Consider the following 13,216-nt stretch of genomic DNA (forward strand, 5'->3'; position numbering starts at 1 on the left):
GGTGCAGGAGGGCGACAAATCGTCATGGATACGCGAAAGATTATGCTGATCGTCGGCGCGCTGGTGATTGCCATCGGCGCAGCGTTCGGGGTCAACCAGATGATGCGCGGCGCTGCCGCTCCGCAGGCGCGTGCCGCCGCGGCACCGGACATCACCGGCCCGACGATCCTTGTGGCAACGCGGCAGCTGCCCGTCGGCACGATTGTCGGTCCGGACAGCTTCCGTTTTCAGCCCTGGCCGAAGGAACTGGTCGAAAAGGCCTATTTCCTGAAGGACAAGACCGACGTGAACACGTTGGTCGGCACCGTCGTGCGCTATCCGATCACCGCGGGCCAGCCGTTGACGCAAGGCGCGCTGGTCCATCCCGACGATCGCGGCTTCCTTGCTGCGGCGCTTGGCCCGGGCATGCGTGCCGTCACGGTCAAGGTCAGCCAGGAACAGGGTGTCGCCGGTTTCGTCTTTCCGGGCGACCGCGTCGACGTGGTGCTGACCCAGACCATTTCGGTCGAAGAAGGCAGCAGCTTTCCCGACAAGCAGATCGTGACCGCCGAAACGATCATCCGCAACGTCCGCATTCTGGCGACCGACCAGCGCTATGATGCCGAGGATGAAACCGGGAAGACCCCGGTTCGCACGTTCGGTTCGGTAACGCTCGAAGCCACGCCCGAAATCGCCGAGAAGATTGCTGTCGCGCAGGACATGGGCAAATTGTCGCTCGCCCTGCGTCCGCTGGCCGAAAGCGCGGGTGAACTCGATGCGGCGATCGCATCGGGCGACGTCAATGTGCCGGCCAAGGGCGGCTCCGCAGCAGAAAAGCGGATGCTGGCCGAAGTCGCTGCGCGCCCTGTCGCCAGCCGCTCTTCGGTGACCACGGGCGGCGACGTGTCGCGCTTCTGGATCCCGGTGCGCGGCCGCGTGTCGGCCCCGCCGCGGGCGCCGCAAGGTGGAATGGGTGGGATGAATGACGGCGGCTCCACGCCGTCCGTGGGGGGACGCTCCGTCTCCGGTCCGGTCGTGCGCGTGACCCGCGGCGACAAGATGACCGAAGTTCCGGTTGGGGGTAAGTAAGATGAACAGCACAGCCAAACTCAAAGCGATGGCTCTGGCCCGCACCCTGGCCATCGGCCTCGTGGCCGCCACGCTGGTCGCGGCGCCTTCGCAGCCCGCTATCGCCCAGGCCGTCCAGAACGCCAGCAGCAGCATCGAGCTTTCGGTGGGCCGCGGCCGCCTGGTCAGCCTTCCCGCCTCTATGTCCGACGTCTTCGTTGCTGACGACGCCGTCGCCGACGTCCAGGTGCGGTCGAACCGCCAACTCTATCTCTTTGGCAAAAAGCCGGGTGAAACCAGCATCTACGCCACCGACGCCAATGGCCGGGTCGTCTTTTCGACCGTCGCCCGCGTCGGCAACAATATCGAGACGATCGACCAGATGCTGTCGTTGGCCATGCCCGAGGCGAGCATTTCGGCCAACCCGATGAACGGCTTTGTGCTGCTCACCGGAACGGTCCAGTCGCCCGACGATGCGGCCGAAGCCGAACGGCTGGTGCAGGCGTTCGTCGGCGAGCAGACGAAGGTCTTGTCGCGACTGCGCACGGCGACGCCGCTGCAGGTCAACCTGCAGGTTCGCATCGCCGAAGTGAACCGCTCACTGGTCAAGGAAATCAGCGGCAACCTGCTGACGCAGGACCGTACGGGCGGCTTCCTCAGCGGGATTTTCCGCGGGCGCCAGGCCGGGACGATCACCACCAATCCGGATGGTAGCACGTCCTATACATTTAATACGATTGCGGGAACGAACACCCTAGCCGGCGCAGGCCGTCTGTTCGGTCTCGATCTGATCGCCTCCCTCGACGTGGGCGAACGGTCGGGCATGGTGGCCACGCTGGCGCAGCCCAACTTGACCGCCATTTCGGGTGAGACCGCGGACTTCCTGGCCGGCGGTGAATTCCCGGTCCCGATCCCGGGCAACTTCGCCGGGACGACAATCGAATACCGCAAATATGGCGTCAGCCTGGCCTATACGCCGACGGTCCTGTCGAATGGCCGGATCAGCTTGCGCGTGCGGCCCGAAGTATCGGAACTGTCGACTGAAGGCGCGATCGAGCTTCAGGGCTTCCAGGTTCCCGCACTGACGGTTCGGCGCGCCGAGACGACGGTCGAACTCGGCTCGGGCGAAAGTTTCATGATCGCAGGGCTGATGAACAATCGTTCGATCGGCGCGATCGACAAGATCCCCGGTCTCGGCGACGTGCCCGTGCTCGGCCTGCTGTTCAAATCGGACAGCTTCCGCCGCGGCGAGACCGAACTGGTCATCGTCGTGACCCCTTATCTGGTTCAGCCGGTATCGGCGAACGAGATCAAGCTCCCGACCGACGGCTATAAGGACGCGGACGATCTTCAGCGGTTGCTTCTCAACCAGACGAGCAACGGCGTGACCGGCGGCGACCGCCCCAAACCGCGGCTTGAGACGAATGTCGGCGACGCCGACCGCCCGCGGGGCAACGGCGACGCCTCGCCCGGCTTCAGCATCAAGTGACGCGCTGGATTTCAGGAGCAAAGTGATGAAGAAAATCGCAACTTGGACAATCCTGGCCCTGGCCACGTCGCTCGCCGGCTGTACCGGTGCCGCGTACAGCAACCACAGCCTGGAATCGGTGCACCAGCCCGTCGTGCGCAACGCCATCTATCAATTCGATGTGGCAGCGACGAATGGCGAGCTGCCGCCCAGCGAACAGGGGCGCCTGCAAGGCTGGCTCGACGCAATGGGCGTCCGCTACGGTGATCGCGTCGCGATCGAGGACACCTCGGTCTATGGCGCCAGTTCGGCGCAGGCGACCGTTCGTTCGATGGTCGAACGCCGTGGCCTGCTGCTCAGCACCGATGTTCCGGTCACGACGGGCGCGGTTCCCGAAGGTCATGTGCGCGTCATCGTGACGCGCGCGTCGGCCTCGGTGCCTGGCTGTCCGAACTGGGATAGCAAGTTTGCGAACAATCCGACCAATGCGACGTCCGCGAACTATGGCTGCGCGACGAACGGCAACCTTGCCGCGATGATCGCCGACCCGAACGACCTTATCAAGGGCGCCAGCAACACGCGCAGCGATCCGACAGCCGCGACCCGAGCGATCCAGACCTATCGCACGAAACCCCAGACCGGTGCCGGCGAATTGACCAAAACACCCACCAGCGGAGGCAACTAATGAACGCTCCTTTCAAATCGTCAGGACTGCGTGACCCCTTCAATGCCTTCGTCTGCGACGACGATACGCTGGAGCTGATCCGCGCTGCGGCCAACGACATGGGCTGGCCGATCGAAAAATGTAACAAGGGTGGCCTGCGCAATGCAGTGCAGTCGCTGTCGGTTTCCGCCAGCCCGAACATCCTGTTCGTCGACATGTCGGAATCGGGCGATCCGATCAACGACATCAACGCTCTCGCCGAAGTTTGCGAACCCGGAACGGTCGTAATTGCTGCCGGCCAGGTGAACGACGTTCGCCTGTACCGCGACCTTTTGTCCAGCGGCATTCAGGACTATCTGCTGAAACCGCTGTCGCTCGAACAGGTCCGCGAATCGCTCACCATGGCGCAGGCCATGCTGTCGGCGCCGAAACATGCCGATATGCACGACGACAAGCCGCACCATATGATGGGCGTTGTCGGCGTGCGCGGCGGGGTGGGAGCGTCGTTGGTCGCGACATCGCTCGCTTGGGCGATCAGCGAACAGGCGGGGCGCCAGACCGCGTTGCTCGATCTCGACGTCCATTTCGGAACCGGCGCTCTGACGCTGGATCTCGAACCGGGGCGCGGCCTGATCGACGCGATCGACAACCCCAGCCGCATCGACGGGCTGTTTATCGAACGCGCCATGGTGCGCGCGTCTGACAAGCTCAGCCTGCTGTCGGCGGAAGCGCCGATCCATCAGCCGGTAATGACCGACGGTTCGGCCTTTTTCCAGCTGGAAGAGGAGCTCCGCACCGCCTTCGAGATGACAATCGTCGACATACCGCGGCAAGTGCTGATCCCCTTCCCGCACCTGGTGTCGGAAGCCGGGACGATCCTGCTCGTCAGCGACGTCACGCTCGCCGCGGCGCGCGACACGATCCGCCTCCTGTCCTGGTTCAAGCAGAATGTCCCCGGCGCACGCGTGCTGCTCGTCGCGAACAAGTATCAGACGGCGGTGGGCGAATTGTCGCGCAAGGAGTTCGAATCATCGATCGAACGCCAGATCGACATCGTCATTCCGTTCGATCCGAAACTGGTCACCCAGTCTGCAAAGCTCGGCAAATCCTACGCCGAAACCTGCAAGGGCACGAAGTCGGCGCAGGTGTGGACCAATCTGATGCGGCTGATCCTCGACGGCGCCGATGTCGAAGCCGAGGAAGCGCAGATTGCCGCGGCAAAGAGCAAATCGGGCGGTTCGCTGCTCGGCAAGCTCGGCCTGACCAAAAAGGGCGTGAAACAGGCGGCATGACGACCCGTCTGACGGGCCGTCATCCCCTCCAGCGATAGAAGCGGACATCAGCTGACCATGAATCTGCCAGTCATCCTTATCGTCGCCGGGGCTTTCCTGGCTTTCGCGATCCTCGTGATCTTGCTTGGCGGGCCTTCGGCCAGCAAGGCGAAGACACGCCGGCTGGCGATGGTCAAGGACCGCCACGCCGCCTCGACCGAAGCGGTGGTGGCGGCGCAGATGCGCAAGACGATCCAGTCGGGTGGGCGCAAGAGCGACTCGTCGCTGGTCGCCCTGATGCCGCGCCGGGACGAGCTGGATCTGCGCATCCGGCGGACCGGAAAAAGCTGGACGCTTACGCAATATATATTTGCTTCGATGATCCTGTTCGTCGTCGCGACCGGCGGCATGTTGATCGTGCGCGCGCCGTTTCTGATGGCCGGGTTGATCGGTTTGTTCGTCGGGCTTGGCCTGCCATATATGGTCGTCGGCGTGCTGATCAAAAGGCGTGTGACGCAGTTCAACGCCCGTTTTCCCGACGCGATCGATCTTTTGGTGCGCGGTCTGAAATCGGGCTTGCCGGTCACCGAAACCTTTCAGATCGTGAGCCAGGAACTCCCGGGTCCGGTCGGCGAGGAATTCAAGGGCATCATCGAACGCATCCGCATCGGCAACACGATGGAAGCCGCGCTGCAGGAATCGGCGAACATGCTCGGCACGCCCGAATTCCAATTCTTCTGCATCACGATCCAGATCCAGCGCGAGACGGGCGGCAACCTGGCGGAAACGCTCGCCAATCTGTCGGACGTGCTACGCAAGCGCGCCCAGATGAAGCTCAAGATTCGTGCGATGTCGTCCGAAGCGAAGGCTTCCGCCTACATCGTTGGTTCCCTGCCCTTCTTCGTTTTCGGCGTCGTTTGGTCGGTGAACCCCAGCTATCTGGCCGGCTTCTTCCATGAAGAACGGCTCATCATCGCGGGATTGGGCGGGCTCGTCTGGATGAGCATCGGCGCCGGCATCATGGCCAAAATGGTCAACTTCGAAATCTGAAGGGGCAGACATAGTGAACAGCAGCCTCCTTCTCTCCGCCTTCACCGGCGCGCAAAGCGGACCGAAAATCCTCGGCATCGACGTCATATGGGTCGGCACCTTGCTGGCGGCGGTGGGCGTGTTTGCCGTGCTGATCGCCATCTACAGCGCCCTGACCGTTCGCAATCCGATGGCCAAGCGCGTCAAGGCGCTGAACGAACGCCGCGAGCAATTGAAGGCGGGCATCACGGCCTCGACCGCCAAACGCCGCGCGCGGCTGGTCCGCAAGAACCACACCGCCGACAAGATGCGCACCTTCCTTGGCCGGCTCCAGGTGTTGCAGGAAGGCCAAGTCAAGGAGGTCCAGCAAAAGCTGGCACAAGCGGGTATCCGGTCGAAGGATCTGGCTGTGGCGGTCATTTTCGGTCGTATGGTCCTGCCGATCCTGTTCGGCGGCACCGCGCTCTTCCTGATCTATTGGGTCGATATGTGGCCCGATCTCACCAGCACCAAACGCGCGCTCTATTCGATGATCGCATTGGTGCTCGGCTACAAGGCGCCCGACCTCTTCGTCGACAATATGCGCCAAAAGCGCACCGACAAGATCCGCAAAGGCCTGCCCGACGCGCTCGACCTGCTCGTCATTTGTGCCGAAGCCGGTTTGACCGTCGACTCCGCCTTTTCGCGCGTGTCGAAGGAACTGGGCCGCGCTTATCCCGAACTTGGCGAAGAATTCGCACTGACGTCGATCGAACTCGGCTTTTTGACCGAGCGTCGTCAGGCGTTCGAAAACTTCTCCTATCGCGTCAATCTGGAATCGGTGAAGGGCGTGGTCACCACCATGATCCAGACCGAAAAATACGGCACCCCGCTCGCCAGCGCGCTGCGCGTGCTGTCGGCCGAATTCCGCAACGAACGCATGATGCGCGCCGAAGAAAAGGCTGCACGGCTGCCCGCAATCATGACGGTGCCGTTGATCCTGTTCATCCTGCCGGTGCTGTTCATCGTCATTCTCGGCCCGGCGGCCTGTTCGCTGAGCGACGCGATGTCCGGCGGCAGCCTCGGCGCCAAATAACCGGCGGCGCCGATCCAAGAAACAAAGAGGGCGGAAGCAATTCCGCCCTCTCTTTTTATCAGCCGACGCTCTGCTCGATCGCGCCGAAAATACTGTGGTGGCGGTCGTCGTCCATCCAGATGCGGACGGTATCGCCCTTTTGCATGAAAGGCGTCTTGGGCTCGCCCTGCTGGATCGTTTCGACCGTCCGTACTTCGGCAAGGCAGCTATAACCGAGCCCGCCCGCCGCGATCGGCTTTCCGGGGCCGCCGTCGGCGTCGCGGTTCGACACCGTTCCCGACCCGATGATCGTCCCGGCGCCCAGATCGCGCGTCTTTGCCGCATGCGCGATCAGCGCGCCGAAATCGAAGGTCATGTCGACGCCCGCGTCGGCGCGCCCAAGCGGCTGGCCGTTGAGGTCGACCGACAATGTGCCGTGCAGCTTGCCGTCCTTCCAGCGATCGCCGAGCGCGTCGGGCGTGACAAACACCGGCGACATCGCGCTCGATGGTTTCGACTGGAAGAAGCCGAATCCCTTGGCGAGTTCCGCCGGGATCAGGCTGCGCAGCGAAACATCGTTGGTCAGCCCGACGAGCAGGATCGTCTCGCGCGCCGCAATCGCGTCGATTCCCTTGGGAACATCTCCCGTTACTACCACGACTTCGGCTTCCATATCGCAGCCCCAGGCGGGATCGCCGAGCGGGATCGGATCGCGCGGGGCCAGAAAGGCGTCGCTGCCGCCCTGGTACATTAGCGGATCGTGCCAGAAACTGTCCGGCATCTCGGCGCCGCGCGCCTGCCGCACTAGCGCGACATGGTTCACATAAGCGCTGCCGTCGGCCCATTGATAGGCGCGCGGTAGCGGCGATGCCGCATCATGTTCGTGAAAACGGTCCTTCGGGATCGCGTCATGATTGAGATCTTCGGCGAGCGCTGCGAGGCGCGGGGCGGTATCGGCCCAATTGTCGAGCGCGACCTGCATCGTCGCCGCGATCTGGCCGGCGTCGGCATACCAGGCGAGGTCGTCCGAAACGACGACCAGGCGTCCGTCGCGGCCCTGTTTGAGCGAAGCTAGTTTCACGAAAACTCCTTTGGCTGACGATGCGGCGGAACCGACATCGCCTTAAAAGGAGCGAAAATCAGCGCGGCGTCGTGATCGATGCGAAACAGGTAAAGCCGCTCTGCCCCGCCTGCAAGCGCCGGATATATTGGAGGTAGGCCTGCGACTGGTTGTAGGTCGTGCCCGGCAGCGTCTGCCCCCGGAACGCCCGCTTCACTTCTTCACCCGTAAACGGCCGCGGCGACCCCGGAAACGCGCCCTTCGTGCCCGGCGGGACCAGCTTGCCCGCGGTATCGATATATTTCCCCGCACCCGTCGCGCCCGGAATCGGAATTTGGCAATTCATCACCGATACGGCAGTCTGTGCAAAGGCGGGGCGGATCGTCAGCGCGGCCGACACGCCGACGGCACCGAGCGCCAGCATCTTGCGCCGCGAGGGGACCGCTTCGCCCATCTCCACGGGATTTTCGGCGGGAATATCGCTGTTTTCCATGTCGCGCGCATAACCCAATGAAGCGCCAAGGAAAAGCAAAAGACAGATAAGCATTCCGCCCTTCCCGCTTTGGGACATTCGCAATTGGAACGTTAATTACCCTAAACATCCTTGCGCTCTATCGCCTCTTCGTGCGAGGCGCGGCGACGATGTTCGATCGCCTTTCCAGCCTGGTCATCGCTTTGACGCTGGTCGCCATCGCGGCAATTTTTGCCACGCTGGCAGGGGGCGATCGATTGTCGATCGCGATCATGGTGATCGCCGGTTTCCTTGCCGCGGCGGTGGTCTACAGCGCCCTTCCCGCCTTGTCTGACGCGAAGACCGCCGGGGCCGCGCCCGAGGATGCCGCGCCGATCTCCTTACTCCGCCATCCCGACTTCGCCCACTGGATCGATCAGGAAAAAGAGCCCTTGATCGGCACCGCCGACAATATCGTCACCATTGCCAACGACGCCGCAATCCGGCTGCTTGGCCGACATATCGTCGGCGCCGACGTCCGCACCGCAATCCGTCATCCGGCAGCGACCGACTGGCTGTCGCAAACTGACGAGAATGCCGGGCTCGACACGATCAACCTGATCGACTTTCCGCGCCCCGGCCAACGCTGGACGATGCGCATCGCCGCGCTGTCGGGCCGCGAACAGATCATCTTCCTGTCCGACCGGTCTGCGATCGACGCAGCGGACCGGATGCGATCGGACTTCGTCGCCAATGCCAGCCACGAATTACGCACGCCGCTTTCCGCGATCCTCGGTTATGTCGAAACGCTGCAGGATATGAACGGCGAGACCGACGGGCCGACACGCCATCGCTTCCTGTCGATCATCGAGCGCGAGGCGCGGCGGATGCAGCAACTGGTCATCGACCTTCTCTCGATCTCGCGCGTCGAGGCCGACCGCTTCCGCCGTCCCACTACGCCGGTCGACCTCGCCGCCATCGTCAAGACCACGATTGCACAGCTGCGCGACAGCGAGCATCCGCGAGCGAAAGATGTTGTCGCAGAGCTCGGCGACGACCCGCAACCAATGCTCGGCGACGAGGCCCAGCTCGGACAGCTTGCGCACAATATCATTTCGAACGCGATGAAATATGGCCACGCCGGCACCCCGGTGACAGTCGAACTGACGCGCGAGGGCAGCCGCGTCCGGCTGTCGGTGAGCGACGAAGGCGACGGCATTGCAGCCGATCACCTGCCGCGCCTGACCGAACGCTTCTATCGCGTCGATGAGGCGCGCAGCCGGTCGGTCGGGGGCACGGGGCTGGGTCTCGCGATCGTGAAGCACATCAGCGAGCGCCATCAAGGGCAGCTCGATATCGCCAGCGAAGTCGGCAAGGGGACGCGCGTTTCGGCGACTTTCCCGATGGCCGCGAAGAGCTGATCGCGCGCGGCCCACGGCGCGGATCCTCCGCCTATCCTTGACTTTTCATAGCTCGAGGCCCATCTTCGACAGGCTATCGTCGCCTGCGACGGATTTTTTTGCCTGTTTGGCGGACACTTCCATCTTCACGCTACCTGGCGCCATCGGCATCGGCCGGTGGTAACTCCGATTCCGTGAAAGGAACGACCCCATGCCCACCGGCACCGTAAAATTCTTCAACACCGAAAAAGGTTATGGCTTCATCGCGAACGAAGATGGTTCGGGCGACAATTTCGTCCACATCACCGCCCTCGAGCGCGCCGGGATGACGACGCTGAACAAGGATCAGCGCGTTTCCTATGACCTGGAAACCGACCAGCGCGGCAAGACCGCTGCGGTCAACGTCCAGCCGGCCTGATCTTTCGGCCCAAATGGCAGACCGGATGCGAGTAATCTCGTATCCGGTCGGCTGTGGCCGATCTCTCTCCAACCAAAAAAGAGAACAAAATCAAAGGATATTATGAACTTCAATTTGAATGCTTTTCCTTCCCTTCTCCGGCCATTCTCCGCAATCGATGCGCGGGCCGCGAAGACAGTCCGGCGATCGCCGACCCTGACGCAACGCGAACTGCGCCGCCTGATCGCCCAAATGGTCGACTAACCTTCCGGCAAACCGGCCTTCAACCAAAGCAACCAAGGATTTCCGCCATGTCGAACACCAGCGATTTCTACCTGATCCAGGCGGACAAATGCGCGGCCGACGCGGCGGAAAGCACGCTGTCGCAAGTTCGCGACCGTAATCTGCGTGCCGAACAGGCGTGGCGTACGATGGCCGAACGGCTGATCCAGACAGAAGCCACGCGCGCTCGGCAGGTCGCCGCGGCAGTCGCCAAGGCGGAAGCGAACGCCGACGCCGACTGACCGGGTATTCCGTCAGTCGATGCGGCTGAGCAACTCCCGGATTTTTCCGAACATCTCGTCGATCTGCGCCTTTTCCACAATCAGCGGCGGCGACAGCGCGATGATGTCGCCGGTCGCGCGCACGAGCAGCCCATTGTCGAAACAGCTATGGAACAGCTCCATCGCGCGTGCCGTCGGCGCCCCCGGACGCGACTCGAGCTCGATACCGGCGACCAGCCCGATGGTGCGGATATCGATGACATGGCGCGCGCCTTTCAGGCTATGCGCCGCATCTTCCCAATATCTGCCAAGTTCGTCGGCACGATCGAACAACCCATCGCGCGCATAAAGATCGAGCGTCGCGAGGCCCGCAGCACTCGCAAGCGGATGCCCCGAATAGGTGTAGCCGTGGAACAGCTCGATCCCGCCGGGCACGCTCTCGATCACCGCATCGTGCAGCTCGCGCTTCACTGCGACCGCACCCATCGGCACCGCCGCGTTGGTCAGCCCCTTCGCCATCGTGATGATATCGGGGGTCACGCCCCATTGCCCCGCCGCCGTCGCACCCCCGACGCGGCCGAAAGCCGTGATAACCTCGTCGAAAATCAGGATAATGCCATGCTTGTCGCAAATCTCTCGCAAGCGCTGGAGATAGCCGACCGGCGGCACGAGCACGCCTGTCGAACCCGCCATCGGCTCGACGATCACCGCCGCGATCGTGTCGGCGCCATGCAGGTCGACGAGCCGCTGCAGATCGTCCGCCAGTTCGGTGCCATGCTGCGGGAAACCACGCGTAAAGGCGTTACGTTCGATGTCGTGCGTATGCCGGATATGATCGACGCCGGGCAGCCCGCCACCGAAATTACGGCGATTGTTCACAAGCCCGCCGACGCTGATCCCGCCGAAGCCAGTGCCATGATAGCCCCGCTCGCGCCCGATCAACCGCGTCCGCGTTCCCTGCCCCTTCGCGCGCTGGATATTGAGCGCAATTTTCAGCGCCGTATCAACCGACTCGGAACCGCTGTTTGTAAAGAATATCCGGTCGAGCCCGTCGGGCATCAGCGCCGCGAGCCGCTGCGCCAGTTCAAACGGCATCGGGTGCCCGAGCTGGAATGTCGGCGCGAAATCGAGCGTCGCCGCTGCCGTCGCAATCGCCTCGGTGATTTCGGGCCGGCAGTGCCCGGCATTGCTGCACCACAGCCCGGAGGTGCCATCCAAGATCGTCCGTCCGTCAGCGCTCTGATAATGCATACCGCTCGCCGAGACGAGTTGGCGCGGGTTCGCCCTGTACGACCGATTGGCGGTAAAGGGCATCCAGAAGGACGCCAGCGGATCATTCTCACCCTTCACGGCCCACTCTCCCAGCCAGTCGAACCCGCACATAGTGGCCGCGCTCCGCGATGCTGGCAATGTCGAAAATGGCCGATAACGGCCCCTCTGGCGCTCCTCCAAAGCTTGCGATACGCTGCCACCTCCACAACGGGCCGACTCCTCGGCCCAATCGGGGGCTCATGTCAGTCAATCTGGAACAATGGATCAGCGAAAATAAGATCGACGAAGTCGAATGTATCGTCCCCGACATCAACGGGGTCCAGCGCGGCAAGGTGCTGCCGGCCAAGAAGTTCCTGTCATCGGTCAAGGACAAGTCGCTGCGCATCCCGGGCAGCGTCTTCATCTGCACGATCGACGGCCATTATCCCGAGGATATCGACGATATCTGGGACAAGGATCCCGACAAATATCTGATCGCCGATCCAAGCACGATCTGCGTTGCCCCTGGCTTCACCTCGCCGACCGCGTTCGTCATCGCCGACGCCTTCAACGGCGATGGCAGTGAGGTCGATATCGCGCCGCGCACGATCCTGAAAAAGGTTCTCGGCCTCTACGCCGAAAAGGGCTGGAAACCGATCATCGCGCCCGAGGTCGAATTCTACCTCGTGTCGCAGAACGCCGACCCCGATTTCCCGCTGACCCCGCCCGTCGGCCAGTCGGGACGCAGCGAAACCGCGAGCCAGCCCTATGGGCTGGAGGCGATGAACGAATATGAGGATATCATCGATCATATCTATGACGATTGCGAGCTGATGGGGCTCGATATCGACACGATGATCCACGAAATGGGCGCCGCGCAGCTCGAGGTCAATTTCGAGCATGGCGACCCGCTGCGCCTCGCCGACGAAGTCTTCCTGTTCAAGCGCGTCGTGCGCAACGTTGCGAAGCAACATGACGTCTATGCGACCTTCATGGCAAACCCGATGGCGGGCCAGCCGGGCAGCGCGATGCATATCCACCAGTCGGTCGTCGACGCGACGACGGGCAAGAATCTGTTCTCGACCGCCAACGGCCGCGATAGCGCGATGTTCCGCAGCTATATCGCTGGGCTCGTACGCTACATGCCGCAAATCTCGCCTTTGTGGGCCCCCAACGTCAACAGCTTCCGCCGCATGCGCCCCGACAGCGCGGCGCCGATCAACGTCCAGTGGGGCGAGGATAATCGGTCGTGCGGGTTCCGCGTGCCGATTTCCGACAAGAATAACCGTCGCGTCGAAAACCGCCTGCCCGGTGCCGACAGCAACCCCTATCTTGCGATCGCCGCTTCGCTGATCTGCGGCTATATTGGAATGGTCGACCGGATGGTGCCGGCCAAACCGATCGTCGGCAGCGCGTACAACCGCGCGCGGACGCTGCCCCGCACGCTCGAAGCCGCGCTCGACCGCTTCGCCTCGTGCAAGAAGGTCCGCAACCTGCTCGGCGACGATTTCTTCGAGATCTTTTTCGCGGTGAAGGATCATGAGCTCTTCAACTATCAGTCAGTTGTGTCGAGCTGGGAACGCGAACATCTGTTGATGCGGGTCTGACCCGCAGCACGGCC

14 protein-coding genes are annotated in these 13,216 nt (G+C 62.8%); 11 read left to right on the forward strand and 3 right to left on the reverse strand.

Translation table 11 applies throughout. The annotated features are described in order from the left end of the window. The first annotated feature begins 24 nt into the window (after positions 1-24). Genes cpaB through GGC65_RS02750 form a run of 6 tightly spaced genes read left to right on the forward strand, consistent with a single transcriptional unit; the run spans position 25 to position 6,554 of the window. Complete coding sequence (gene cpaB / locus GGC65_RS02725; protein ID WP_192645761.1) at positions 25-1,068, forward strand: Flp pilus assembly protein CpaB; 1,044 nt, start codon at positions 25-27, stop codon at positions 1,066-1,068. Between the two features lies 1 nt (position 1,069). Beyond that, positions 1,070-2,536 carry a type II and III secretion system protein family protein gene (locus tag GGC65_RS02730; RefSeq protein ID WP_192645762.1) on the forward strand — a complete coding sequence of 489 codons (1,467 nt, stop codon included), beginning with the start codon at positions 1,070-1,072 and terminating at the stop codon, positions 2,534-2,536. A gap of 25 nt (positions 2,537-2,561) precedes the next feature. Beyond that, positions 2,562-3,200: a CpaD family pilus assembly protein gene (locus GGC65_RS02735; RefSeq protein WP_192645763.1), complete on the forward strand. Its 639-nt coding sequence runs from the start codon at positions 2,562-2,564 to the stop codon at positions 3,198-3,200. Beyond that, positions 3,200-4,471: a pilus assembly protein CpaE gene (locus GGC65_RS02740; protein WP_192645764.1), complete on the forward strand. Its 1,272-nt coding sequence runs from the start codon at positions 3,200-3,202 to the stop codon at positions 4,469-4,471. Before GGC65_RS02735 ends, GGC65_RS02740 begins: the two co-directional genes overlap by 1 nt. A 57-nt stretch (positions 4,472-4,528) precedes the next feature. Further along, positions 4,529-5,500, forward strand: a complete 972-nt coding sequence (locus GGC65_RS02745) for a type II secretion system F family protein (protein WP_192645765.1) — start codon at positions 4,529-4,531, stop codon at positions 5,498-5,500. A 13-nt stretch (positions 5,501-5,513) separates the two neighbouring features. Next, positions 5,514-6,554 carry a type II secretion system F family protein gene (locus GGC65_RS02750; RefSeq protein WP_413052713.1) on the forward strand — a complete coding sequence of 347 codons (1,041 nt, stop codon included), beginning with the start codon at positions 5,514-5,516 and terminating at the stop codon, positions 6,552-6,554. Between the two features lie 58 nt (positions 6,555-6,612). Here the strand turns inward: GGC65_RS02750 and GGC65_RS02755 are convergent, their stop codons facing one another. Both GGC65_RS02755 and GGC65_RS02760 read right to left on the reverse strand, forming a co-directional pair. Next, on the reverse strand, positions 6,613-7,614 hold the full coding sequence (locus GGC65_RS02755) for a fumarylacetoacetate hydrolase family protein (RefSeq protein WP_192645766.1): 1,002 nt from the start codon (positions 7,612-7,614) through the stop codon (positions 6,613-6,615). 58 nt (positions 7,615-7,672) lie between these two features. Further along, positions 7,673-8,086, reverse strand: a complete 414-nt coding sequence (locus GGC65_RS02760) for a hypothetical protein (protein ID WP_192649363.1) — start codon at positions 8,084-8,086, stop codon at positions 7,673-7,675. 149 nt (positions 8,087-8,235) lie between these two features. On the opposite strand from GGC65_RS02760, the gene GGC65_RS02765 reads away from it, so the two are divergent. The 4 genes from GGC65_RS02765 to GGC65_RS02775 all read left to right on the forward strand — a co-directional run bounded on the left by GGC65_RS02765 (position 8,236) and on the right by GGC65_RS02775 (position 10,365). Further along, the gene (locus GGC65_RS02765; RefSeq protein WP_192645767.1) at positions 8,236-9,465 is read left to right on the forward strand and encodes an ATP-binding protein; all 1,230 of its coding nucleotides are present in this window, start codon (positions 8,236-8,238) and stop codon (positions 9,463-9,465) included. A gap of 190 nt (positions 9,466-9,655) precedes the next feature. After that, positions 9,656-9,862, forward strand: a complete 207-nt coding sequence (locus tag GGC65_RS02770) for a cold-shock protein (protein ID WP_039574267.1) — start codon at positions 9,656-9,658, stop codon at positions 9,860-9,862. Positions 9,863-9,964: 102 nt separating this feature from the next. Further along, on the forward strand, positions 9,965-10,105 hold the full coding sequence (locus GGC65_RS23245) for a hypothetical protein (RefSeq protein WP_225940644.1): 141 nt from the start codon (positions 9,965-9,967) through the stop codon (positions 10,103-10,105). A gap of 47 nt (positions 10,106-10,152) precedes the next feature. Continuing rightward, positions 10,153-10,365, forward strand: coding sequence for a hypothetical protein (locus GGC65_RS02775; RefSeq protein WP_192645768.1), 213 nt, complete (start codon positions 10,153-10,155; stop codon positions 10,363-10,365). 12 nt (positions 10,366-10,377) lie between these two features. Here GGC65_RS02775 and GGC65_RS02780 read toward each other — a convergent pair whose 3' ends face one another. Next, positions 10,378-11,727 carry an aspartate aminotransferase family protein gene (locus tag GGC65_RS02780; RefSeq protein ID WP_225940645.1) on the reverse strand — a complete coding sequence of 450 codons (1,350 nt, stop codon included), beginning with the start codon at positions 11,725-11,727 and terminating at the stop codon, positions 10,378-10,380. 128 nt (positions 11,728-11,855) lie between these two features. Here GGC65_RS02780 and GGC65_RS02785 point away from each other — a divergent pair, with 128 nt between their 5' ends. Beyond that, positions 11,856-13,202 (forward strand): glutamine synthetase family protein, encoded by a 1,347-nt coding sequence (locus GGC65_RS02785; RefSeq protein ID WP_192645769.1) that lies wholly within the window; start codon positions 11,856-11,858, stop codon positions 13,200-13,202. Positions 13,203-13,216: the final 14 nt, after the last annotated feature.

Origin of the sequence: Sphingopyxis sp. OAS728, assembly GCF_014873485.1 — a bacterium.
Classification (GTDB): Bacteria; Pseudomonadota; Alphaproteobacteria; order Sphingomonadales; family Sphingomonadaceae; genus Sphingopyxis.

Coding starts and splice junctions, on each gene's coding strand:
- cpaB (WP_192645761.1), top strand. CDS start 25: ATGGATACGCGAAAGATTATGCTGATCGTCGGCGCGCTGGTGATTGCC.
- GGC65_RS02730 (WP_192645762.1), top strand. CDS start 1,070: ATGAACAGCACAGCCAAACTCAAAGCGATGGCTCTGGCCCGCACCCTG.
- GGC65_RS02735 (WP_192645763.1), top strand. CDS start 2,562: ATGAAGAAAATCGCAACTTGGACAATCCTGGCCCTGGCCACGTCGCTC.
- GGC65_RS02740 (WP_192645764.1), top strand. CDS start 3,200: ATGAACGCTCCTTTCAAATCGTCAGGACTGCGTGACCCCTTCAATGCC.
- GGC65_RS02745 (WP_192645765.1), top strand. CDS start 4,529: ATGAATCTGCCAGTCATCCTTATCGTCGCCGGGGCTTTCCTGGCTTTC.
- GGC65_RS02760 (WP_192649363.1), bottom strand. CDS start 8,086: ATGGAAAACAGCGATATTCCCGCCGAAAATCCCGTGGAGATGGGCGAA.
- GGC65_RS02765 (WP_192645767.1), top strand. CDS start 8,236: ATGTTCGATCGCCTTTCCAGCCTGGTCATCGCTTTGACGCTGGTCGCC.
- GGC65_RS02770 (WP_039574267.1), top strand. CDS start 9,656: ATGCCCACCGGCACCGTAAAATTCTTCAACACCGAAAAAGGTTATGGC.
- GGC65_RS23245 (WP_225940644.1), top strand. CDS start 9,965: ATGAACTTCAATTTGAATGCTTTTCCTTCCCTTCTCCGGCCATTCTCC.
- GGC65_RS02775 (WP_192645768.1), top strand. CDS start 10,153: ATGTCGAACACCAGCGATTTCTACCTGATCCAGGCGGACAAATGCGCG.
- GGC65_RS02780 (WP_225940645.1), bottom strand. CDS start 11,727: ATGTGCGGGTTCGACTGGCTGGGAGAGTGGGCCGTGAAGGGTGAGAAT.
- GGC65_RS02785 (WP_192645769.1), top strand. CDS start 11,856: ATGTCAGTCAATCTGGAACAATGGATCAGCGAAAATAAGATCGACGAA.